The 21,512-nt window shown below is 58.4% G+C and carries 22 protein-coding genes; 2 read left to right on the top strand and 20 right to left on the bottom strand.

The genetic code is table 11. The features are described 5' to 3' along the window. Positions 1–129: 129 nt before the first annotated feature. The 13 genes from hflC to ndk all read right to left on the bottom strand — a co-directional run bounded on the left by hflC (position 130) and on the right by ndk (position 13,360). Positions 130–1,026 (bottom strand): protease modulator HflC, encoded by an 897-nt coding sequence (gene hflC / locus V8G57_RS19860; RefSeq protein ID WP_342830808.1) that lies wholly within the window; start codon positions 1,024–1,026, stop codon positions 130–132. After that, positions 1,026–2,318, bottom strand: a complete 1,293-nt coding sequence (gene hflK, locus V8G57_RS19855; protein ID WP_092392431.1) for an FtsH protease activity modulator HflK — start codon at positions 2,316–2,318, stop codon at positions 1,026–1,028. Before hflK ends, hflC begins: the two co-directional genes overlap by 1 nt. A gap of 82 nt (positions 2,319–2,400) precedes the next feature. Next, a complete protein-coding gene (hflX, locus tag V8G57_RS19850) occupies positions 2,401–3,549 on the bottom strand; it encodes a GTPase HflX (protein WP_092392429.1) in 1,149 nt (382 codons plus the stop codon). Positions 3,550–3,594: 45 nt separating this feature from the next. Next, positions 3,595–3,831, bottom strand: a complete 237-nt coding sequence (hfq, locus tag V8G57_RS19845) for an RNA chaperone Hfq (protein ID WP_019141241.1) — start codon at positions 3,829–3,831, stop codon at positions 3,595–3,597. 140 nt (positions 3,832–3,971) lie between these two features. Further along, positions 3,972–5,315 carry a ribosome biogenesis GTPase Der gene (gene der, locus V8G57_RS19840; RefSeq protein WP_092392427.1) on the bottom strand — a complete coding sequence of 448 codons (1,344 nt, stop codon included), beginning with the start codon at positions 5,313–5,315 and terminating at the stop codon, positions 3,972–3,974. Between the two features lie 21 nt (positions 5,316–5,336). Then, positions 5,337–6,479 (bottom strand): outer membrane protein assembly factor BamB, encoded by a 1,143-nt coding sequence (gene bamB / locus V8G57_RS19835; protein WP_144742423.1) that lies wholly within the window; start codon positions 6,477–6,479, stop codon positions 5,337–5,339. Positions 6,480–6,500: 21 nt separating this feature from the next. Next, on the bottom strand, positions 6,501–7,151 hold the full coding sequence (locus tag V8G57_RS19830; protein ID WP_092392423.1) for a tetratricopeptide repeat protein: 651 nt from the start codon (positions 7,149–7,151) through the stop codon (positions 6,501–6,503). 24 nt (positions 7,152–7,175) lie between these two features. Next, positions 7,176–8,558 carry a histidine--tRNA ligase gene (gene hisS, locus V8G57_RS19825; RefSeq protein ID WP_342830803.1) on the bottom strand — a complete coding sequence of 461 codons (1,383 nt, stop codon included), beginning with the start codon at positions 8,556–8,558 and terminating at the stop codon, positions 7,176–7,178. 40 nt (positions 8,559–8,598) lie between these two features. Continuing rightward, positions 8,599–9,864, bottom strand: a complete 1,266-nt coding sequence (gene ispG, locus V8G57_RS19820) for a flavodoxin-dependent (E)-4-hydroxy-3-methylbut-2-enyl-diphosphate synthase (protein ID WP_092392419.1) — start codon at positions 9,862–9,864, stop codon at positions 8,599–8,601. A 23-nt stretch (positions 9,865–9,887) separates the two neighbouring features. After that, positions 9,888–10,859, bottom strand: coding sequence for a helix-turn-helix domain-containing protein (locus V8G57_RS19815; protein ID WP_342830802.1), 972 nt, complete (start codon positions 10,857–10,859; stop codon positions 9,888–9,890). After that, positions 10,852–11,694, bottom strand: coding sequence for a type IV pilus biogenesis/stability protein PilW (gene pilW, locus V8G57_RS19810; protein WP_092392415.1), 843 nt, complete (start codon positions 11,692–11,694; stop codon positions 10,852–10,854). Before pilW ends, V8G57_RS19815 begins: the two co-directional genes overlap by 8 nt. After that, positions 11,691–12,866 (bottom strand): dual-specificity RNA methyltransferase RlmN, encoded by a 1,176-nt coding sequence (gene rlmN, locus V8G57_RS19805; protein WP_092392413.1) that lies wholly within the window; start codon positions 12,864–12,866, stop codon positions 11,691–11,693. Before rlmN ends, pilW begins: the two co-directional genes overlap by 4 nt. 86 nt (positions 12,867–12,952) lie before the next feature. Further along, positions 12,953–13,360 (bottom strand): nucleoside-diphosphate kinase, encoded by a 408-nt coding sequence (ndk, locus tag V8G57_RS19800; protein WP_014005898.1) that lies wholly within the window; start codon positions 13,358–13,360, stop codon positions 12,953–12,955. A gap of 322 nt (positions 13,361–13,682) precedes the next feature. Between ndk and V8G57_RS19795 the strand changes: the two genes are divergently transcribed. Beyond that, a complete protein-coding gene (locus V8G57_RS19795; protein WP_342830801.1) occupies positions 13,683–14,315 on the top strand; it encodes a Bax inhibitor-1 family protein in 633 nt (210 codons plus the stop codon). 63 nt (positions 14,316–14,378) lie between these two features. Here V8G57_RS19795 and rlmD read toward each other — a convergent pair whose 3' ends face one another. The 5 genes from rlmD to surE form a co-directional block, all read right to left on the bottom strand. Beyond that, a complete protein-coding gene (gene rlmD / locus V8G57_RS19790; protein ID WP_342830800.1) occupies positions 14,379–15,728 on the bottom strand; it encodes a 23S rRNA (uracil(1939)-C(5))-methyltransferase RlmD in 1,350 nt (449 codons plus the stop codon). 240 nt (positions 15,729–15,968) lie between these two features. Beyond that, on the bottom strand, positions 15,969–16,994 hold the full coding sequence (rpoS, locus tag V8G57_RS19785) for an RNA polymerase sigma factor RpoS (protein WP_092392407.1): 1,026 nt from the start codon (positions 16,992–16,994) through the stop codon (positions 15,969–15,971). Then, positions 16,995–17,972, bottom strand: a complete 978-nt coding sequence (locus tag V8G57_RS19780) for a peptidoglycan DD-metalloendopeptidase family protein (RefSeq protein ID WP_342830799.1) — start codon at positions 17,970–17,972, stop codon at positions 16,995–16,997. An 83-nt stretch (positions 17,973–18,055) separates the two neighbouring features. Continuing rightward, a complete protein-coding gene (locus V8G57_RS19775; protein ID WP_092392403.1) occupies positions 18,056–18,937 on the bottom strand; it encodes a protein-L-isoaspartate(D-aspartate) O-methyltransferase in 882 nt (293 codons plus the stop codon). Further along, complete coding sequence (gene surE, locus V8G57_RS19770; RefSeq protein WP_092392401.1) at positions 18,934–19,671, bottom strand: 5'/3'-nucleotidase SurE; 738 nt, start codon at positions 19,669–19,671, stop codon at positions 18,934–18,936. The genes V8G57_RS19775 and surE overlap by 4 nt, the downstream gene beginning before the upstream one ends. Positions 19,672–19,891: 220 nt before the next feature. Between surE and V8G57_RS19765 the strand changes: the two genes are divergently transcribed. Further along, positions 19,892–20,389, top strand: a complete 498-nt coding sequence (locus V8G57_RS19765; protein WP_092392399.1) for a polyhydroxyalkanoate granule-associated phasin — start codon at positions 19,892–19,894, stop codon at positions 20,387–20,389. 83 nt (positions 20,390–20,472) lie between these two features. Here the strand turns inward: V8G57_RS19765 and V8G57_RS19760 are convergent, their stop codons facing one another. Next, positions 20,473–21,135, bottom strand: coding sequence for a DUF799 domain-containing protein (locus V8G57_RS19760; RefSeq protein WP_092392397.1), 663 nt, complete (start codon positions 21,133–21,135; stop codon positions 20,473–20,475). 10 nt (positions 21,136–21,145) lie between these two features. Continuing rightward, a complete protein-coding gene (locus V8G57_RS19755; RefSeq protein ID WP_092392395.1) occupies positions 21,146–21,505 on the bottom strand; it encodes a DUF4810 domain-containing protein in 360 nt (119 codons plus the stop codon). Positions 21,506–21,512 lie beyond the last annotated feature (7 nt).

Here is a 21,512-nt window from a genome sequence, read left to right as displayed (position 1 = left end):
TCAATCCGGCTAAAGGCTGGGGATTCGGTTACCAATAAAACAAACACAGTTATATGGCCGTCGAAAATAAGGAATGGCGCCTCAAGCGAGGGCGCCATTCCCGGACAACTTTAGCCCTGCAGCAAAAATCTATTTCTTTGCAGGCGCTGCCGCTCCGCCGCCGGCCGGACTACGGAAATATTTAAAGAATTCCGAGTTCGGATCAATCACCATCAAGTCCTGGCGGGTCTTGAAGCTCGCACGATACGCTTCAAGGCTGCGATAGAACTTGTAGAACTCGGGATTCTGGCCGAACGCCTGGGCATAAATCTGCGAAGCCTTGGCATCGCCTTCACCGCGCATCTTTTCCGCATCGCGATAGGCTTCCGCCAGGATCACGGTCCGCTGCTTGTCGGCGTCGGCACGGATCTTTTCCGAATCGGCCGAACCGGTCGAACGCAATTCATTGGCAACCCGCAAGCGCTCGGACTTCATGCGGTCGTAAACCGAGGCATTGATCTGGTCGACGTAATCGACCCGCTTCAGGCGTACATCAATGATTTCGACACCGATCTGCTTGGATTCGTCCTGCACCTTTTGACGAATCGAATCCATCACCTTGCCGCGCTGGCCCGAAATCACTTCACGCACGGTGCGCTTGGTGATTTCATCATTCAAAGCGGCTTTGACGATTTGCGACATGCGGTCCTGGGCGCGTTTTTCATCGCCGCCGAAACTGACGAAATACAGTTTCGGATCGGTAATCCGCCATTTCACAAAGGCGTCGATCAGGATATTCATTTTTTCCGCGGTAATAAAACGGTCTGTATCCGGCGGATCGATGGTCAGGACCCGTTTATCGAGAAACAGCACGTTCTGGAACGGCGGCGGCAACTTGAAATGCAGGCCGGGCTGGTTGATCACCTGTTTTACTTCGCCAAAAGCGAACAGGATCGCGTACTGGCGCTGATCGACCACGAAGATGGTCGAAAATACCAGCCACAGCGCGGCGAACACGAATATCAGCAGGGAGATGAGGCGATTCATTATCGGCCCTCCCGATCGCGGGAGTCGCGGCTGTCACGCGAACGGTCATCCGGCTGCGGCCGCGTTTCCACGGTGCTGGCGCCGTCCTTCATTCCCGGCGACGCTGCGCCGGCGCTGCTCGCTGTGCTGCCCGAGCCCGGCACGGCGTTAGCCACCGATTGTGAAATCAGCTTATCCAATGGCAAATACAATAAATTGCTCCCACTCTTGGCATCGACCATGACTTTGGTCGTATTCGCAAAAATCTGCTGCATGGTATCCAGGTACATCCGGTCCCGCGTCACGGCAGGCGCTTTCTGGTACTCGGTCAGGACCTGCTTGAAACGCGAGGCATCACCCTCGGCATTGGCCGTGACGCGGGCGCTGTACGCTTCCGCTTCCTGCAGCAAGCGCGATGCCGCGCCGCGCGCCTTCGGAATCACGTCGTTGGCGTAAGCCTGGCCTTCGTTCTTCTGGCGCTCGCGGTCCTGGCCTGCTTTCACCGCATCGTCAAACGCGGCCTGCACCTGTTCCGGCGGCTGCACGCCTTGCATCGTGACATTGGTGATCTGCACGCCGGCCTTGTAGCGATCGAGGATCTGCTGCATCAGCTGGCTGGTGTCGAGCGCCACTTTTTCCCGGCCTTCGTACAGAACGAAATCCATCTTGTTCTTGCCGACGATTTCACGAATCGAGGTTTCCGCCACCTGACGCACGGTTTCTTCCGGATCGCGGACGTTGAAAACCCAGTCAGATGCGCTTTTCAGCGTGTATTGGACGGCAAACTGGATATCGATGATGTTTTCGTCATCGGTCAGCATCAGGGCTTCTTTGGGTTGCTTGTTCTTGGCGTTGGCGCGATAGCCGACCTCGACCGTACGCACCTGGGACACGTTGACGATTTCATGGCTCTGGATCGGATAAGGCCAGCGCCAGTTAAAACCAGGAGTGGTCGAATGGCTGTACTTGCCGAAAGTCATCACAACGCCGGTCTGGCCTTCCTGCACGGTAAAGAAACCGCTGGCCAGCCACAGCAAGGCCACCACGGCTGCAATCGCGCCGACTCCAACGCCGGCGCCTTTCATGCCCGGATTGAAGCCGCCGCCACCGGAATCGCCGCCGCCGTTTTTATTGCCCAGCAGGCGCGTCAGGCGCTGGTTGAAATCCTGCCACAGCTTGTCCAGGTCCGGAGGGCCGTTGTTTGGCTTTTTGCCATCGTTATTTTGCTTGTTGTCATTTTGCGAATTCCGGCCCCACTGCGGGTCGTTCAACGAAAATTTAACACCAAGTTTTTTGAATAAGGTACCAAGCATTCGATCGTTATCTTTAAGTAAATAAAACAAATAGGTTGGAATGCTCGTTAGAGGCGCTTGCTTTCAAAACTTTAGAACGGTGTTACAGCTGCTGCGTATTTCCGACGGCCGGTATCGAATATGCCGCTGCCACCTGATCGTCTTCCGCCTGATCGCCGGACGTCCGGTTGCCGGTCACGAATTCGGCGATAGCCTGCCGCAATAAATCCAGGCCTTGACCCTTTTGCGCGCTAACAAAAACTCGCTGAATTTTATCATACTCATCACGTTCGACTGCCGGCTCCAGTTCCGCCGCGTCAATCTTGTTCCACACCAGAATCTGTGGAATATGGTCGGCGCCGATTTCTTTCAGCACCAGGTTTACCTGTTCGATCTGCTCCATGCGCGCCGGACTGGCCGCATCCACCACATGCAATAGCAAATCGGCATGGATGGTCTCTTCCAGCGTCGCCCGGAATGCCGCCACCAGCTGATGCGGCAATTCGCGGATGAATCCGACCGTGTCGGAAATCACCACACTGCCCGCCTCGCCCAGGTAAACCCGCCTGGAAGTCGTATCCAGCGTAGCGAACAGCTGGTCCGCCGCATACACGCCGGCCTTCGCCAGCGCGTTGAACAAGGTTGATTTGCCGGCATTGGTGTAACCCACCAGCGAAATCGAAATAGTGGCGCTGCGCCCGCGCGCGCGCCGTTGCGTTGCATGCTGCCGGTGCAGCTTGTCGAGCCTGGCGCGCAGGGCCTTGACCCGGTCGCCCAGCAAGCGGCGGTCGGTTTCCAGCTGGGTTTCACCCGGACCGCGCAAGCCGATACCACCCTTTTGCCGTTCCAAGTGAGTCCAGCCGCGGATCAGCCGCGTCGCCAGATGTTGCAGCTGCGCAAGCTCGACCTGCACTTTACCTTCGTGGCTTTTGGCTCTTTGGGCAAAGATGTCAAGTATCAGGCTGGTGCGATCCAGCACTCTTACTTTCAGTACACGTTCGAGATTGCGTTGCTGGGCTGGCGACAACGCATGATTGAAAATGACTATTTCTAGTTCATCGTCAAACACGGCGTCGGCTATTTCCTGTGCCTTGCCTGAACCGACAAACAAGGCGGCGTCAGGACTGCTGCGCTTGCCGGTGATGGTGACGAGCGGCACCGCGCCGGCAGACTTGGCCAGCAAAGACAGTTCTTCGAGACTTGCGGCAAAGTCGCCTTTGCCGAAGTCCACTCCGACTAGCGCTGCGCGCATAGGATTTTTTGAGTTGCTGCTACGGCCCTCGCCGATGGCAAATAGTTATTCTGCTTCAGATTCAAGATTCAGATTGACAGCGCGTGCAGGAACTACGGTTGAGATGGCGTGTTTGTATACCATTTGGGTAACGGTATTACGCAGTAAAACGACGTATTGATCGAAGGATTCGATATGGCCTTGGAGCTTGATGCCGTTGACCAGGTAGATGGAAACCGGAACATGCTCTTTACGCAAGGCGTTCAAAAACGGGTCTTGTAACAATTGCCCTTTATTACTCATGGCTACTCCACTGTGTTGTTGTGATTAGAAGTCAGATGCAAACTAAAATCGAGAATGAACTCTGCGAATGACTCGGTGGGTGTTTTACGAATGTAAACGATTTTCGGATTTACTGCTCAGAAAAAAGTGTTTTTAAAAAATTATTTTTCCTGGCGAGCGTATGGATTCCGACTGGATCTGAACTCGATGCGTAATGGAGTCCCAACCAGCGAAAAAGTTTCTCTGAAATGTTTTTCCAGATAACGCTTATAGTTGTCTTCGATGGATTCCAGGGCGTTGCCGTGGATGACGACGATAGGCGGATTCATGCCGCCCTGGTGGGCATAACGCAGCTTCGGACGGATCGAACCCTTGCGCCGCGGCTGCTGGTGCTCTACCGCTTCGATCAAGGCGCGCGTCAGCTTCGGCGTAGTCAGGTTGGACATGGCCGCTGCGTACGCTGAATCTATCGATTTCATCAAAGGCGTGATGCCAGTGGATTTCAGTGCGGAAATAAAATGGAATTTCGCAAATGAAAGGAAGTTCAGCTTGCGATCCATATCCATCTTGATTTCATCGCGGCGGTCGCTGGTCAAGCCGTCCCACTTGTTGACGCCAACCACCAGCGCACGCCCGGTTTCCAGCACGAAGCCGGCGATGTGCGCGTCCTGCTCGGAGATATCCTGCTGCGCATCGAGCAGCAGCAAGACCACATTGGCTTCCGAGATCGACTGCAAAGTCTTGACCACGGAAAATTTTTCGATGGCCTCGAATACCTTGCCGCGGCGGCGGATGCCGGCGGTGTCGATCAAGGTGTATTTCTTGCCGTCGCGTTCGAACGGGATTTCGATCGAGTCGCGCGTGGTGCCCGGCATGTCGAACGCAATCACGCGTTCTTCGCCCAGCAAGGTATTGACCAGGGTCGACTTGCCGACGTTAGGACGGCCAACGATGGCGATCTTGATGCCGCGGTCCTTGTCTTCCGGCTCCGCCTCTTCCGACGGCCGCTGCGAGAAAGCCAGGTCCAGCGACTCTTCCACCAGGTCGGTCACGCCGTCGCCATGGGCGGCCGAAATGACATACGGATCGCCCATGCCGAGTTCGTAGAATTCCGCGGTGACCGAAGTGTATTTCATGCCTTCGGATTTGTTCACCACCAGCATCACGGAACGGCCCGATTTGCGCAGGAAATCGGTGATGGTCTTGTCGTGCGGCGTCAGGCCCTGGCGGCCGTCGACGATGAAAATCACGATATCGGCTTCCGCCACCGCCTGCTTGGTCTGCTTCGCCATTTCGTGCATGATGCCGTCTTTGGCAACCGGCTCGAAACCGCCAGTATCGATCACCAGGAATGGCCGTTCACCGACCCGCCCTTCACCGTAATGGCGATCGCGAGTCAAGCCGGGCAAATCGGCGACCAAGGCATCGCGTGAACGCGTCAGGCGATTGAACAAGGTCGATTTGCCGACATTGGGACGTCCTACAAGTGCAATTACTGGCTTCATTAAGTTGTTTTCACTAAGTTGTTACTCTGTCGCAATCGCGATCAGTGTTCCGGATTTTGTTTGAAAAATCACGTTGGAGCCTGCCACCACCGGGTTCGGCAGGACCGCGCTGCTGTCCGCGCGAATCCGTGCGATCAGGGCGCCGTCGTCGCGCGACAGGAAGTGGATATATCCTTCATAGTCGCCCACGACTACCGCTTTAGGCAAGACGGCAGGCGTAGTCAGCACACGGTTGGCAAGCTTCTTGTTTTGCCATACTACAGCACCGCTGTCCAAGGTGAACGCAGACACCGCGCCATGCTCGTCTGCCGCATAGATGTTCTTGCCGTCGCTGCCGACGCCGACATCGCTGGAAAACGGCTTGGCCCAGTGCGCGGTGCCGCTGCCGGCATCAAAGCAGCCGACCCGGCCCTGGTAGGCCACGGCGCAGACATCACGGCCGACAATCACCGGCATGCCGGAAGCGTCGGCTACCCGCTCCAGCTCGGTGGTGCCGCGCGGATCGCCGATCGCCATTTCCCACCAGGGACCGCCGTTAGTCAGGTTCAACGCCGACAAGCGGCCACCCGGCAGGGACAGGAAAGTTGCCTGTGGAACAACCAGGATGCCCGGCGCCGAACGCAGGGTCAGCGGCGGCAAGGTGCGCAGCACGGCCCAGCGACGCTCGCCGGTTGCCGCATCATAAGCGGCGATCCGGTTATCCTGGCTGCGCACGACCACCAGCCCCTGGCCTACAGCCGGAGCCGACAAGATCTCGCTGGAGGCTTGCGCCTGCCAGATCTTTTTGCCCTGGCCGTCAAACGCCAGCACAATGCCCTTTTCGCCTGCCACCGCAACGGTGTTGCCGTCGCTGCCGGCGCCGGCGGTCAGGCGCGTACCCGCGCTGATGCGCCAGGCAACCGTGCCGTTGGCGGCGTTGATGCGCGCCACGGTGCCGTCTGCCGCTGCGGCAAACACGCTGTCGCCGGCAACCACAGGCGAGAAAGCGAAGATCGAAGCGCTGCCGATCGACTGTTTCCAGACCGGCTGCACCTTGAGGCTTTGTGTAAATTCAACCAAAGGCGCTGGCAGGTTGCTTGTCTTCTTGCTACTGAACAAGGAACAGCCGCCCAATATCAACAAAGCACCGGCACAGGCAACAGCTCGCAAAGTCTTCACACGCATATTCTTCCTTTTTCCGAATTATCAGGCCGCGGCTTTGGCTGGAGCTCCGCCAATCGCATCAAGTTTCAATTGAATCAATTCCTTGCCAGGATTCTTGCTGTCCATCTTGTCCAGCGCCAGCTGGTAAGCAGCGCGCGCCTCGTCCAGCTTGTTCTGCGCTACCAGGATGTCGCCCTTGCGGTCAGCCGCTGCGCTGGCGAAAGGCGCCGGCAGGTCTGCCGCCAGCACTTTCAAACCGTCGTCATAAGCTTTCTGGTCGAGCAGGATGCCGGCCAGGCGGATCCGGGCCAGCGCCTTGTAGTCTTCGTCGCGGCCGTGGTCAACCACCCATTGCAGCTGCTCTTTCGCGGCATTCAGGTCGTTGGCGTCAAAAGCCACCTTGGCTGCCGACAAGGCGGCCATGCCGGCGTAAGCCGTACGGCCGAATTTCTGCTGTATGTCGGCAGCGGCGCGCTGCACCTTGGCGTTGTCCTTGCCGGCAACGGCCTTTTGCTGCTCGTCGTATAGCTGCGAAGCCTGCAAGGACTGGCTGCGCTGGTAATAATTCCAGCCGGACCAGCCGGCATAGGCAGCCAGGGCAATAATCAGCACCCAGGTGGTCAGATTGCCGTATTTGTTCCACCAATCCTTAAGCGTTGCCAGTTGTTCCTGTTCGTCGAGATCGAATGCCATATGATTTTAGTTTTTAGTGATGAATTAATGATGATAGTGGACGTGCCCATGGTCGTCGCCATGGTCGTGATCGTCGCCGGCGCCGACGATCTGGTCGACCAGATAATCGCTGACCGCATCGAAAGGTACGACACTTTGATTGCCGGCACTAGTTTTTTCGGCATCGCCATCGCCTTCGGCGCGCAGGGTCTTGACGGTCGCGGTCTGGTTCGCCACTTCGTCGTCGCCGATAATGATGGCGTAGGCAGCGCCGCTGGCGTCAGCGCGTTTCATCTGCGACTTGAAGCTGCCGCCGGCATTGGACGAGGCGCAATGTAGCACAACATCCAGTCCGGCATTGCGCAAACGCTCGGCCAGCACGAACGATTGCAGCTGCGCTGCTTCGCCCTGGTGCACCAGGTATACATCGCATTCGTTGCGCACGGCTTGCTCGCCGTTGGCGCGCATCAGTTCCAGCAAGCGCTCGACGCCCATCGCAAAACCGCAGGCCGGGGTCGGCTTGCCGCCGAACATTTCCACCAGCGGATCGTAACGGCCGCCGCCGCATACCGTGCCTTGCGAACCGAGCTGGTCGGTGACCCACTCGAACACGGTGCGGTTGTAGTAATCCATGCCGCGCACCAGCCGTGGGTTGATGGTGAAAGGAATATTGTTGTGGTTCAGGATCTTTTGCACGCCTTCAAAGTGCGCCAGCGATTCCGCGCCCAGGTAGGACAGCAGTTGCGGCGCGCCGTTAACCATTTCCTGCATGACCGGATTCTTGGTGTCCAGGATGCGCAACGGATTGGAATGCAGGCGACGTTGCGCATCGGTGTCCAGCAAGTCCTTGTGCTGTTCAAAGTAGGCGATCAGGTCGGCACGGTGGCGGTTGCGTTCCTCCGCGTCGCCGATCGAATTCAGTTGCAGCTTCACGTCCTGCAAGCCGAGGTCGTCCCACAGCCGCTGGCACATCATGATCAGTTCGGCGTCGATATCCGGACCGGTAAAGCCGAGGGCTTCGGCGCCGACCTGGTGGAACTGGCGGTAGCGGCCGCGCTGCGGGCGCTCATGGCGGAACATCGGGCCGTTGTACCAGAGCCGCTTGGGGCCGTCGTAAGTCAGGTTATGTTCGATCGCGGCGCGCACCACGCCGGCAGTGCTTTCCGGACGCAAGGTCAGGTTGTCGCCGTTCATCGAATCGGTAAACGAATACATTTCCTTTTCGACGATATCGGTCACGGCGCCAAGGCCGCGTGCAAACAAGGCGGTAGGTTCGACGATCGGTGTGCGGATTTTCTGGAAACCGTAGCTCTTCAGCACCGACTCCACTGTATTTTCAAACAATTCCCACAAGGCAGCATCGGCCGGCAGGATATCGTTCATACCTTTTACGCCGACGATTTTTTCGGCTTTCTTATTTTCAGACATTCTTTTTCGATACGCAGGTAATGATTAATATTTATTCGGATCAGGCTGCTGCCTGGCCGTAGTGGCTCTTCACGTAATCCAGCACCACTGCCTGGAACTCTTCGGCAATCCGTTCGCCGCGCAGCGTCAGTTTTTTCTCGCCGTCGATGAACACCGGCGCCGCCGGCGATTCGCCGGTGCCAGGCAGGCTGATGCCGATGTTCGCATGCTTGGATTCGCCCGGGCCGTTCACGATGCAGCCCATCACAGCCACATTCATGCCTTCGACGCCGGGGTAGGCTTTTTTCCAGACCGGCATCTGATCACGCAGATAGGTCTGGATCTTGTCCGCCAGGTCCTGGAACACGGTCGAGGTGGTGCGGCCGCAACCCGGACATGCAATCACCATCGGCGCGAACTTGCGCAAGCCCATGGTTTGCAGGATTTCCTGGCCGACGATCACTTCCCGCGTGCGGTCGCCGCCCGGTTCCGGCGTCAGCGAAATCCGGATGGTGTCGCCTATGCCTTCTTGCAGCAGCACCGACAACGCTGCGGTCGAAGCGACAATGCCTTTGCTGCCCATGCCTGCTTCGGTCAGGCCGAGATGCAAAGGATAATCGCAGCGCCGCGCCAATTCGCGGTAGACGGCGATCAGGTCCTGCACGCCCGACACCTTGCACGACAGGATGATGCGGTCGGCCGCCAATCCGAGCTCTTCGGCGCGCTGCGCGTTTTCTATCGCCGAAGTCACCAGTGCTTCATACATGACTGCTTGCGCCGGCCATGGCTGGCTGCGCAGGGCGTTTTCGTCCATGATGCGCGCCAGCAGCGCCTGGTCCAGGCTGCCCCAGTTGACGCCGATGCGAACCGGCTTGTCGTACCTGCAGGCGGCTTCGATCATCTGTGCGTACTGCGTGTCGCGCTTGGCGCCCTTGCCGACATTGCCCGGATTGATACGGTATTTCGACAATGCCTGGGCGCACTCGGGAAAGTCGTTCAGCAAGGTATGGCCGTTGTAGTGGAAATCCCCCACCAGCGGCACGTCTATCCCCATCTTGTCCAGTTGCTCGCGGATCGCCGGCACGGCCGCCGCCGCTTCCGGATTGTTCACGGTGATGCGCACCAGCTCGGAACCGGCGCGCGCCAGGTCCTTGATCTGGATCGCGGTGCCGATCGCATCGGCGGTATCGGTATTGGTCATCGACTGCACCACCACCGGCGCGCCGCCGCCAACCACGATCTTGCGATCGCCATAGCTGATCGTTGCGCCGCGGCTAAGACGGCGCACGCTGGGGCCTGAACTTATTGGCAAATTCGTCTGCGGCATGGGCTGCTCTCTTTCCATCACGCTTATTTCAGGTTCAATCTGGCCACATTGGTTTTGGAACCGGCCTTGAGGTCAACCGGCACGCCGCGCAGCGTCGCGTCGACGCCCGCAAGATTGCCGATGATGATATTGACCGGCTGCGACATATCCACCGTTTCCGCACTGCCCGCCTTGGCCAGGCGCGAGATCAGCACGGTATTGTCGGCGCGCTTGATTTCGACCCATGAATCCTGGCGGAAGTTCAGGCTCAGCTCACCGCCGCCGGCTGTCGCCGGATTCACGACCTGGGTGTTCGCCGGCGCTGCATTGACACCGGTTTCGGACACCGCCGCCGCACTCGCAGCGGGAGCAGGAGTGGCAGTCAAGGCCGCATTGGCCGTCGTATCGACAGCTTGTGTTTCGACAGCCTGCGTTTCGACAGCTGGTGCAACTGCCTTGTCTTCCGTGCTTGCCGCGCTGCCCGCGGCAGCCGATTTTTCAGCCAGCGACTGCAGCGTATTCTGCACCACGGGAATCACATCCAGCCGTATCGCCACCGCCAGCAGCAACAGCAGTACCGCCAGCACCACCAGCCATTTATAAGCAAATTTATTGCGGCCCATCAAACTAAAACGGGATTCGGAGAAAGGCGTCGACAAGGGACTGCCATGCACCGTGCTGGCTGTCGGCTGCGCAGTCACGGCCGGTGAAATGGTCGCCAGCAAGGCGGTCGCATCCAGGCCCAGCAGCTTTGCGTAGGAACGGATAAAGCCGCGTGTCATCACCATGGTAGGCAACGCAGCGTAATTATCGTTTTCCATGGCGTCGATCTGGCGCGGCGCCAGCTTCAGGTGGCTGGCCACATCCTGCACCGACCAGCCCAGTTCTTGCCGCCTGCCGGCCAGCTGCTCGCCGAGCGAGAGCTGTCCGGAATTGGCGCCGGCGGTTTCAGGCACTGCGCTTGCCTCGCCTGCGAGGTCGGCATCCGCGATTTTCAGCTGTTCAGGCTCACTCATCAAACGCCCCGCGCTGATATGCGGCGAATTCAGGGGAGCCACCAAAACGACGGCGCAATTGCGTCGCCAAACTTGCCTCTGCAGCTGTGTCACCCAACTTGCGCTCCACTTTGATGGCTGTCCATAATGCTTCCGCATTCTGCACATCGGTTTTCAATACGAGGCCGATATAAAACCGGGCCCGTTCATAATCGTTGCGGTCATACGCCAGCTGCGCCAGCTTGGCGTTCGTCAGGGGATTGCTGGCATCGAACTGGAACGCCTGTGACAGGTAGCGCTGCGCCGCCACGGTATCGTTGAATTTGAGGCTGCAGACACCGGCGTTGGTCAGGGCTTTTGCCGGCGACTGGTAGTTGCGGCTCTTCAGCGCCGTTTCGAATTGCGCGATCGATTCCTTGGCACGGCCGTTCTGGCACAGGAACCAGCCATAGTTGTTGGCGTAATCCGGATTGCTCGGCGACAGCCGCAGGGCGTGCTGGAAATTATCGTCGGCCAGGCGATTTTCAGACATCTCCATGTAGATCAGTCCACGCACGCTATAGGCATCGCCCAATTCAGGATCTGCCACCAAAGCCTGCTTGATTTCGTCCAGCGCGACTTCCAGCTGGTGCTGTTCGTAATAACCGATCGCCAGCTGCAAACGAATGCCGGCGCGGCGCTGCGCTTCGGTCTGGTCCGAGCTGGTCGCCAGTTCGCGGCGCGAACCACCCTCGCTGTCGCTGCTCGACGGTGGCGTGGTGCAAGCACTCAAGCCGGTCAATAACGACAAGGTAGCCGTGGCGAACACCAGCCGGCTTTGCCAGCTCCCTAGTTTGCTGCTTACTTTTTCTATCACTGAGACACCTCGATGATACGGCCAAAATTCTTCCCGAATTTCTGTTGATACTCGGTCATTTTCTGCATGCGTTCCTGCACCCTAGTCCGGTCTTGCACTTCGCCGGCGAGCTGGCCGCAGGCAGCGTCGATGTCGTCGCCGCGCGTCTTGCGCACGGTGGTGACGATGCCGGCGTCCATCAGGACCTGGGCGAAAGCCTTGATGCGCGGATTGTTCGAACGCTTCAATCCCGACTCGGGAAAAGGATTGAACGGAATCAGGTTGAATTTGCAAGGTACGGCTGGCCCGCCTGCGTGGCCCTGGACCAGGGCGACCAGTTCGCGCGCGTGGGCATCGGTATCGTTGACGCCATCCAGCATGCAATATTCAAAAGTGATGAAATCGCGCGGCGCGAATTCCAGGTAGCGCTTGCAGGCCGCCATCAGGTCGCGCAGCGGATATTTCTTGTTGAGCGGCACCAGGCCGTCGCGCAAAGTGTCGTTGGAGGCATGCAGCGATACCGCCATCGCTACCGCGCAGTCCTGCGACAGCTTGTCGATCATCGGCACTACGCCGCTGGTGGACAAGGTCACGCGGCGGCGCGACAGGCCGTAGGCGTTATCGTCCAGCATCAGCTTGAGCGCGGTCACCGTCGGCTCATAGTTCAGCAAAGGTTCGCCCATGCCCATCATCACCACGTTGGTGATCTGGCGCTCGCCTTTATGGCCGGGCTCGATGCCCTTGGATTTGCGCAGTTCAAACTCGGCCATCCATAACTGGCCGATGATTTCACCGACCGTCAGGTTGCGGCTGAAGCCCTGCTTGCCGGTGGAGCAGAAGCGGCAGTTCACGGCGCAGCCGGCCTGGGTCGAAATGCACAGGGTGCCGCGGTTTTCTTCGGGAATGAACACCGTCTCCACCGCATTGCCCTGGCCGACGTCGAGCAGCCATTTGCGGGTGCCGTCGGTTGAAGTGTGATCGCTGATCACGGCGGGAGCGGCAATCATCGCCCGCGTCGCCAGCTTGTCACGCAATGACTTGGCCAGATCTGTCATTGCATCGAAATCGTGTGCGCCGAATTGATGGATCCAGCGCAGCAGTTGTTTTGCGCGAAACGGCTTCTCACCCAACTCGCCGCAATAAGCGGTCAGTTGTGCGGGATCCAGATCCAGCAGGTTGGTGAGAGCAGTCATGGCATTTCCAATCTAAAATAATTGCAGGACAGGGGCGCCGTGCGGCGCGCTTCCCTGCCCACAACTATGCAAAGCATTTAAAACAATTACGCTGGGAAGAAATAAGCGATTTCAACTTTCGCCGCTTCCACTGCGTCCGAACCGTGCACTGCGTTGGCATCGATCGAGTCAGCGAAGTCAGCACGGATGGTGCCTTTTTCTGCCTTCTTGGGATCGGTTGCGCCCATCAGGTCGCGGTGCTTCAGTACTGCGTTTTCACCTTCCAGCGCTTGGATCATCACTGGGCCGGAGATCATGAAATCGACCAGGTCCTTGAAGAAAGGACGCTCGCGGTGAACCGCGTAGAAACCTTCTGCTTCTGCGCGCGACAAGTGCGTCATGCGGGCAGCAACGATTTTCAGGCCAGCGTTTTCAAAACGGGTGTAAATCTGACCGATTACGTTCTTTGCCACTGCGTCCGGTTTGATAATCGACAGGGTGCGTTCAATTGCCATCTGAAAAACTCCAATAAAATGAAAGGGTTAAGCTGCTTATTTAAATGACTGGTTAATAGTTCAATCAACCTTTGATTTTAACACGAAACACCCATGTAGAATCGTCAAAACCAGCCAAAACGCAAGCCGCATGCCATAGAAATCCCTTAAAAAAGGCTCGAGAACCACTTTGCGGCGTTGTTGTCTCATGTAATGATGCTGAAGTAGATGCTATGATCGCAACAGTTTAATGCTTTTGCAATTTCCAAAGGAGTCCCTGATGAACCCGAACCTGCAACCGACCTAATCTCCCGGCAGCACCGCGCTGAGCGTACAGCACCGCGTGCTGCGCAACACGTACTGGCTGCTGGCCCTGTCCATGCTGCCGACGATTGCCGGCGCCTGGCTGGGGGTACAGATGGACTTCAGCTTCTTCGGAAAAAGTCCGCTGATCGGCTTCATGGCCTTCATGGCCGTAGCGTTTGGTTTCTTCTATGCAATTGAAAAGACCAAGAACTCCGGCTGGGGCGTGCTGCTCCTGCTCGGCTTTACTTTCTTCATGGGCCTGATGCTGTCGCGCCTGATCGGCCATACGCTGGTCGGCTTCTCGAACGGCGCCTCGCTGATCATGATGGCTTTCGGCGGCACCGCCAGCGTATTTGTCGTCATGGCAAGCATCGCTACGGTCAGCACGCGCGATTTCTCGAACATGGGGAAATGGCTGTTTGCCGGTGTCGTGGTGCTGCTGCTGGCCTCGCTGGCCAATGTCTTCCTGCGGATCCCGGCGCTCTACCTGGCGGTATCGGTGATCGCCATCGCGATTTTCTCGGCCAACATCCTGTACGACGTGCAACGCATCATCAATGGCGGCGAAACCAATTACATCTCGGCAACGCTGAGCCTGTACTTGGATGTCTACAACATTTTTGTCAACCTGCTGTCCCTGCTGGGAATCTTCGGCGGCAATCGAAACTAAGTAATGCTGCATGCAATAAAAAACCGGCTAAAAGGCCGGTTTTTTATTGCCGAGCGAGTCGCATCAAGGCAAATCGAACACCGCGATCGATTCCACATGCGCGGTATGCGGGAACATGTTCACCACCCCGGCCTGGCTCAGGCGATAGCCGCCGGCGATCAGCAAACCGGCGTCGCGCGCCAGAGTCGACGGATTGCACGAAACGTACACGATCCGCTTCGGCATCAACGCCGGATCGATTGCCGCCAGGCCAACGATCGCTTCGCACACTGCCGCTGCGCCGTCGCGCGGCGGATCGATCAGCATGCGGTCGAATTTGCCCAGCGCGACAAAATCCTCCGGACTCGCTTCAAACAGATTGCGGCAATAAAAAGTGGTTTTGGCCGACAGCTGGTTGACCGCGGCATTCTCGCCGGCACGGTTGATCAGCGCCTGGCTGCCTTCGATCCCGACCACCTGCTGCGCCTGCGTCGCCAACGGCAGCGTGAAATTTCCCAGGCCGCAGAACAGGTCGGCGATCCGTTCGCCCGACTGCACATCCAGCAAACGCAAGGCGCGCGCCACCAGCACCCGGTTGATCTGATGGTTCACCTGGGTGAAATCGGTGGGTTTGAACGGCATGCGCACACCGAATTCGGGCAAGGTATAGTACAGCTCGCCCTGCTCCGGATAAAACGGATAGGCGCTGTCCGGGCCCGCGGTTTGCAGCCACCAGTTCACACTGTATTGGTCGGCGAATGCCTTCAATTTGATTTCGTCGTCCGCCGTCGGCGTCGCCATGATGCGCAGCACCAGCGCCGTCACTTTGCCCTGCGGCCCCTCGCCTATCGCCAGTTCAATTTGCGGGATCTGGTCGATCAGGCTCAGCGACGCAATCAGGTGGCGCAGCGGCACCAGCATCGCCGATACATTCGGCGGCAATATTTCGCAGGTTTTCATGTCGGTGATGAAAGACGATTTCCGTTCATGGAAACCGACCAGCACCCCGCCCTTTTTAGGTACGTTGCGCACCGAAATGCGGGCGCGGTAGCGATAGCCCCAGGTCGGCCCGTAAATCGGCCGCAGCATGGATTCCGCCTTGACCTTGCCGATATGCCACAGGTTGTCTTCCAGCACACGCTGCTTGATCGCCACCTGCGCCGTCGGCTCAAGGTGCTGCATGGCGCAGCCGCCGCACATGCCGAATACCGGGCACTGCGGCTTCACCCGCAACACCGATTCCTTGTGCAAGGCGGTCATGGTGGCCGCTTCCCATTTCGGCTTCTTGCGATACGACACAAAACTCACGCGCTCGCCCGGCAAGGCGCCCTCTACAAAAATGACCTTGCCCTGGGTGCCGTCTTCATTTTGCAGGTGGCCGATGCCGCGCGCATCCATGTCGAGGGATTTGATGTCGATAGTATCTTGTTGCATAGGAAGCAGTTATTCGTCGCCAGGGGCGACAGCAGAAAGAAAATGGTGCGAGATTATAGCGCTAGCAGCCTGTCGGACTTAGGGGGTCGAAGCGAAAAAATAGCTGGGCGAGGACAGATTTTGCCGGATTCGCAGTGTCAATAGCCTAGCTATTGACCAAGAAGCCGGTGAAATATGGTCCGCCCAGGTATTTTTGCAGCCGATCATCCTAAGTCCGACAGGCTGCTAGGCCGGGCAGGTTTAAAGAAAGGAGTCTTTGCCGACGCCTTTGGCGCCCAGCAAGCGTTTCAGCTTGAGCAACGCTTCCTGCTGGATCTGCCGCACCCGCTCGCGGGTGACGCCGATTTCGGCCGCCAGCTCTTCCAGCGTCGACGGATCGTCGTTGTCCAGGCCGAAGCGGCGCATGATGACGTTGCGCTGCTTGTCGGTCAGCTTTTCCAGCCAGACCCGGACCAGGATCGACATTTCCTGCTGTTCGGCGCGCGAATCGGGATTTTCCTCGGTCGCGCTCGGCAGCAGGTCCATCAGGCTGGCCAGCGGATCCTGGTCCAGCGGCGCATCCAGCGATGCCGCGTGTTCGGACAGGGCCAGCACATCCTGCACATCCTCCACCGGCCGGTCCACCAGGTGGGCGATGTCTTCGGCGCTGGCGTCCTTGCCATCGTGGTGCTGTGCTTCCAGATGGTATTTGGCGCGCAGGATCTGGTTCAGCTCACGCACCATGTGCACCGGCAAACGCACGGTGCGCGCCTGGTTCATGATGGCGCGCTCGATGCTTTGGCGTATCCACCAGGTAGCGTAGGTAGAGAAACGGAAACCGCGTTCCGGCTCGAACTTGTCGATCGCCCGCATCAGGCCCAGGTTGCCTTCCTCGATCAAATCGAGCAAGGCGACGCCGCGGTTGATATAGTGCTTCGCAATCGAAACCACCAGCCGCAGGTTGTGCTCGATCATTTTCTGCCGGGCTTCGAAATTGCCTTGTTTCGCCAGGGTGGCGAAATGCACTTCTTCGGTCACCGACAGCAGCGGCCGGGTGCCGATCTGGTTCAGGTAGTGCTGCGTGGTGTCGGTCGACAGCTCGGCGGCAAGGACTTTCTTGAGCTCCTCGACGCCATCGACCACCACCACCACGCCGTCGACCACGACTTCGTCGTCGACGTCCGGTTCGGCGGCGACAGCATCAACATCATCTTGCCCGTCATCGGCAATCTGCTCCGATGCATCGTCAAGCTCGTCATCCTGATGATCTGTCGGCCGTTTGCTCATTTATCGACTAGGTAAGAATTTCGATGGATCCACAGGTTTGCCTTGCTGGCGGATTTCGAAATGCAGCTTGACCGCATCGCTGTCCGAATTACCCATTTCGGCAATTTTCTGGCCCTTGCTCACCGTCTGCCCCTCTTTTACCAGGATGCTCTTATTATGCGCGTAAGCGGACAACAAGTTGCTGGTATGTTTGATGATAACCAAATTACCGTAGCCGCGGATGCCGCTGCCGGCATACATTATCTTGCCGCCGGCCGCGGCGACCACAGCCTGTCCGGCTTTGCCCGAGATATCGATGCCTTTCTTGCCCTGGTCGAAAGCGCCTACCTGCTTGCCTTCCGCCGGCCACATCCAGTCCACCTTGTCTTCGTCGCCGGATGCCGGCGCGGCTGTCGAGGCTGCGCCACCGGCAGCTGCGGCAGCGGCAGGCGCCGCCACGGCCGGCGTCGGCGCCGGTTTCGGCGTCTCGCTGGACGGCCCGGCATCGGGCTTTTGCAGCTCAGCCAATGCGCTGTCGGAATACGGGCGCTTGTCGCCGCGCGGTCCGCTCTTGTTGCCGCCGCTGGCGGCAGCCGCTGCCGACGGCGCGGATCCCAGAGAACGCACCTCCACCCCCGAACCGGAAGCTACGCTGCCGGTCTGGGCGCCCCCGGCCGAACCGGAACCGCTACCCGGAGGCTGCACCCGCAGCACCTGGCCAACCTTGATGTCGTTGGCGTTGTCCAGCTTGTTCCAGGCCACGATATCGCGATAGCTCTGGCCGAATTCAAGCGCGATCCGGTACAAGGTGTCGCCCTGCTTCACTGTATAAGTACCGCCTCCTTCAGCGGCCCGCGGTGTTTCCGGCGCAGCCGCGGTAGCTACCGCACCGCTGCCGCCTGGCCGACGTTCGACTACCGGCGCCGGAGTGCGCGGAGTGGTACAGGCGGCCAGTGTACCTACCATTAATCCCAAAGCTATAAAGCGTGTTTTCTTCATTCTCATTACATTAATTATGTATATGCGACATGGTCGCTGATTATTCGTCAATTCATTCGTCAATGCATTTTGCCCGTCGCCGCTCAAACCGTTCCGGCACGCAAAGGCACAAAATGACAGTCTTCCAGAGTGGTGCTGGTCCAATCAAATTTACTTGTACGCTGGATGAGCTGCAGTACCTGGTGACGGGCGCCGACCGGGGCCACCAGGCGGCCGCCGATCGTCATCTGGTCCAGTAAGGCTTGCGGTACTTCGAGGCCGGCTGCTGCCAGGATGATACCGTCGAACGGCGCCACCTGCGGCAGCCCAAGCATACCATCTCCGTAATGCAAACGGATGTTGGCAATCCGCAGCGGACGCAAGTTGCTTCTTGCCAGTTCGTGCAAGGGCTTGATCCGTTCTATCGAATAGACTTCCTTCGCAACCAGGGACAGCACCGCTGCCTGGTAACCGCAGCCGGTGCCGATTTCCAGCACGCGGTTCAAGACCCCGCCTTGCTGGTTGTCGCGCATGATTTCGATCATGCGCGCCACGATGTAAGGCTGCGAAATGGTCTGGTGGTGGCCGATCGGCAGCGAGGCGTCGATGTATGCCTGGCTCGACATGCCCGGCTCCATGAACATGTGGCGCGGCACGGCCGCCATCGCGGCCAGCACCTTGGCGTCGCTGACGCCTTGCCTGGCGACCCGCTCCACCATGGCTTTGCGCACACCGTCGGAAACCATCGAACCCGAGCGGTCGACATGGCTTGCGGTCTGCGCCGGCCGTGCCATCGCCTTGCTTGCCGGTGCCGCGGGCGGCGTGCCGGCGGCAGTCCGCGGCGTCGGCCGGGAGTTTTCCCAGGCGGCATTTTTTGTTGCCGTCTGCGGCGTCGCGACGCTGCGTTTATTCTGGTCGGTGCCGGGCTTCTTCTTGTCCGCAAGCGACGACAGCGTCAGCGGAAAACGCTTGGCCTTGTCGGTCATGACAAATCTTTCCTCAGCGCAGCCAGTTGCGCTGCATGGGTCAGGTCTATCTGCAAGGGAGTAATCGAGACGTGGCCGTTGGCCGTCGCATGGAAATCGGTGCCCTCGCCGGCATCGCGCGCCGCGCCGGGCGGCCCGATCCAGTAGATGTCGCGGCCGTGCGGATCCTTGTCCTTGATGACCGCCTCCGATTCATGCCGCTTGCCCAGGCGGGTCGCCATGATCGGTTTCAGCTGGTCGTAAGGCAGGTTGGGAATATTCACGTTCAGCAGGTAAGGCTGCGGCAGGTTGGCGAAGCGGCGCTCGACGATCTCCCGCGCCACCATGGCCGCCGTCTCCAGCTCGTCCCAGCCTTTGTGCAGTTGCGAAAAAGCGATGGCGGGAATGCCGAACAGGAAGCCTTCGGTGGCAGCCGCCACCGTGCCGGAATACAGGGTGTCGTCGCCCATGTTCTGGCCCTGGTTAATGCCGGATACGATCAGGTCCGGCCGAAAATTGAGCAAGCCGGTCAAGGCAATGTGCACACAGTCGGATGGCGTCCCATTGACAAAATAGAATCCGTTTTCGGCGCGCTGCACGGATAAGGGCCGGTCCAGGGTCAGCGAATTGGAAGAGCCGGAACGGTTGCTGTCCGGGGCCACCACCACGATTTCGGCTATCGGCGCCAGCACATCCGCCAAGGCGATGATGCCCGGCGCCAGGTAACCATCGTCGTTGCTGATCAAAATTTTCATAACTGGATTTTACCCGAAGCAATGTTACTCATTTATGAAGATTTTGGAATTTTACCGAAGTGCCGTTTAAAGACACTTTGACCGGTGTTTTAGTTGCCATTCCCCTATGCAAACAAGGCAATTGCAACATTATGTTGCGCCGCCACATAAAAGCCACAGTGAATGCTTAAAAAGAGGTATTGTTAGCGCTATCAAGGCTATTTAGGCCTAAGGAGTCACAATGAAATCGTACCGAGTCCGCAACACCGTCGTCGCCAGTCCTTTGAGCGCCTGGACCGACCTGCTGTTCAAAACCGGGGAAATGATGAATGCCTCGGCTGAGGTAATTGGGCATCGCACCGCCCGCATGGCCCTGGCCGGACCGGCGCCAAGCCAGAGCGACCGTCATGAATTCAGCCTGATGAGCCAGGAAAAAATGGAAGCCGCAGCCGAGTCCGCACATGCCATGGCGATCCGCATGATGAGCTTGCACCAGGAAGTGGCCCGACTGGCGATCCAGCACATGCTGGACGGCACCGCCAATCTGTTGTCGGTGGCTAGCAGCAGCACGCTGCATCAGTCTGGACATCGCCAGAGCAAGCTGGCGCACGACACCATGCGCAACTCGGCGGAAGCCGTGTCGCAGTTGAATACCTCGCTGGCGCACATTGCGCAAACCGGCCTGCAGCCGATCCATGCGCGCGCAACCGCCAATGCGAAGCGCCTGAAGAAACTCTGAGTAACTAAAAAACCGCTGGCTGGATAATCGGGATATTGGGCAACCAACGCCCATGCCAAACCGCGGCATGGGCACAAGCTGCATCAGTCGGTGCCGTATTTCGGTGAATGCGGACCGTACAGGATGCCGTTAGGCTGGCGCGTCGACAGCAGGCGCTGGCTGGTCAGGGCTGCAATGTCGTGGCCCCTGTCAGAAACGCTATTGACGATCTGGTTGACGGCCGCCGCAACCAACGCTCCGATCAGCCCACCCCCGCTGTTATTGTTTGCTTCGGCGCTGGAAGCGCTAGCGCTGCCGGACCACAGCAATTCGCCGCTTTTCAAATCAATCAGCTTGGCGTTGGCAGTTACCACGACAGCGCTGTTGATCACCGTATAGACCGAACCATACTTGCTGACGGTGACGTACAGCGCCGCATCGGCGCCGAAGATTTCCTGCAGCTTGGCCGGTGCTATGGCATGGATGTCGTCAGCGGCAGTCATGCCGTTTTGCTTGAGCGTCTCATCGACCAATGCCACCGGCAGCACGTAATAACCGGCTTCAGCCAAGGGATAGCTCATTTGCGACAGCATGCTGTAGGTCGCCTTGACATCCGGCGACTCATTCAACGGCGGCAAGATCAGGATGCTCTTAGGGCGGCTTTGCTTGAACGCCGTGTAGTCAAGCTGCTTGACCGGCGCGGCACACCCTGCGGCCAGGACTGCCAGCGACAGGCAAACAAATGATTTCAGAATCTTCTCTAACATGTCTATCCTCTTATTTTTTGAATTTTCGCATCAGGAAATCCATGTAAGCCGATGATTCCGGAAACAGTTCTTTCTCTGTCTGGAACTCCTGGACCACTTGCTCCTCTTTCCCCAGGCTGGCATACAGCATGCCCAGCTGGGCGTGATAGCCCGGCGGCGGCATGTTTCCTGCCGCACGGATTTTCTGCAGGTCGCGCTCCAGAGCCGTCACCTGTTCTACCGAAGCCTCCCCCTTGAAGTATTCGTAGACTTGCGGCTGATAACTTTCCCACTGATAAAGCGGTTTAGGTGCGGTCTGGCAGCCCGCCAGCAGGGCGCAGGCCGTCAGCGCAAATGGCAGGACATGCCGTTTTGCAAATTTGTTCTTCATGATAGTT

Source organism: Collimonas rhizosphaerae (assembly GCF_038896935.1).
Lineage (GTDB): Bacteria > Pseudomonadota > Gammaproteobacteria > Burkholderiales > Burkholderiaceae_D > Collimonas > Collimonas rhizosphaerae.
The sequence above is the reverse complement of the archived record's forward strand: the minus strand, read 5'-3'. Positions and strand labels throughout refer to the sequence as shown.

Excerpts from the sequence above, each read along its gene's own strand:
- ndk (WP_014005898.1), bottom strand. The coding sequence starts at position 13,360 with ATGGCAATTGAACGCACCCTGTCGATTATCAAACCGGACGCAGTGGCA.
- V8G57_RS19760 (WP_092392397.1), bottom strand. The coding sequence starts at position 21,135 with ATGTTAGAGAAGATTCTGAAATCATTTGTTTGCCTGTCGCTGGCAGTC.
- ispG (WP_092392419.1), bottom strand. The coding sequence starts at position 9,864 with ATGCCGCAGACGAATTTGCCAATAAGTTCAGGCCCCAGCGTGCGCCGT.
- V8G57_RS19765 (WP_092392399.1), top strand. The coding sequence starts at position 19,892 with ATGAAATCGTACCGAGTCCGCAACACCGTCGTCGCCAGTCCTTTGAGC.
- rlmN (WP_092392413.1), bottom strand. The coding sequence starts at position 12,866 with ATGACTGCTCTCACCAACCTGCTGGATCTGGATCCCGCACAACTGACC.
- V8G57_RS19755 (WP_092392395.1), bottom strand. The coding sequence starts at position 21,505 with ATGAAGAACAAATTTGCAAAACGGCATGTCCTGCCATTTGCGCTGACG.
- hisS (WP_342830803.1), bottom strand. The coding sequence starts at position 8,558 with ATGTCTGAAAATAAGAAAGCCGAAAAAATCGTCGGCGTAAAAGGTATG.
- V8G57_RS19775 (WP_092392403.1), bottom strand. The coding sequence starts at position 18,937 with ATGACCGACAAGGCCAAGCGTTTTCCGCTGACGCTGTCGTCGCTTGCG.
- V8G57_RS19830 (WP_092392423.1), bottom strand. The coding sequence starts at position 7,151 with ATGGCATTCGATCTCGACGAACAGGAACAACTGGCAACGCTTAAGGAT.
- der (WP_092392427.1), bottom strand. The coding sequence starts at position 5,315 with ATGAAGCCAGTAATTGCACTTGTAGGACGTCCCAATGTCGGCAAATCG.
- V8G57_RS19780 (WP_342830799.1), bottom strand. The coding sequence starts at position 17,972 with ATGAAGAAAACACGCTTTATAGCTTTGGGATTAATGGTAGGTACACTG.
- rlmD (WP_342830800.1), bottom strand. The coding sequence starts at position 15,728 with ATGCAACAAGATACTATCGACATCAAATCCCTCGACATGGATGCGCGC.
- bamB (WP_144742423.1), bottom strand. The coding sequence starts at position 6,479 with ATGCGTGTGAAGACTTTGCGAGCTGTTGCCTGTGCCGGTGCTTTGTTG.
- rpoS (WP_092392407.1), bottom strand. The coding sequence starts at position 16,994 with ATGAGCAAACGGCCGACAGATCATCAGGATGACGAGCTTGACGATGCA.
- hflK (WP_092392431.1), bottom strand. The coding sequence starts at position 2,318 with ATGCTTGGTACCTTATTCAAAAAACTTGGTGTTAAATTTTCGTTGAAC.
- hfq (WP_019141241.1), bottom strand. The coding sequence starts at position 3,831 with ATGAGTAATAAAGGGCAATTGTTACAAGACCCGTTTTTGAACGCCTTG.
- surE (WP_092392401.1), bottom strand. The coding sequence starts at position 19,671 with ATGAAAATTTTGATCAGCAACGACGATGGTTACCTGGCGCCGGGCATC.
- hflX (WP_092392429.1), bottom strand. The coding sequence starts at position 3,549 with ATGCGCGCAGCGCTAGTCGGAGTGGACTTCGGCAAAGGCGACTTTGCC.
- hflC (WP_342830808.1), bottom strand. The coding sequence starts at position 1,026 with ATGAATCGCCTCATCTCCCTGCTGATATTCGTGTTCGCCGCGCTGTGG.
- V8G57_RS19815 (WP_342830802.1), bottom strand. The coding sequence starts at position 10,859 with ATGAGTGAGCCTGAACAGCTGAAAATCGCGGATGCCGACCTCGCAGGC.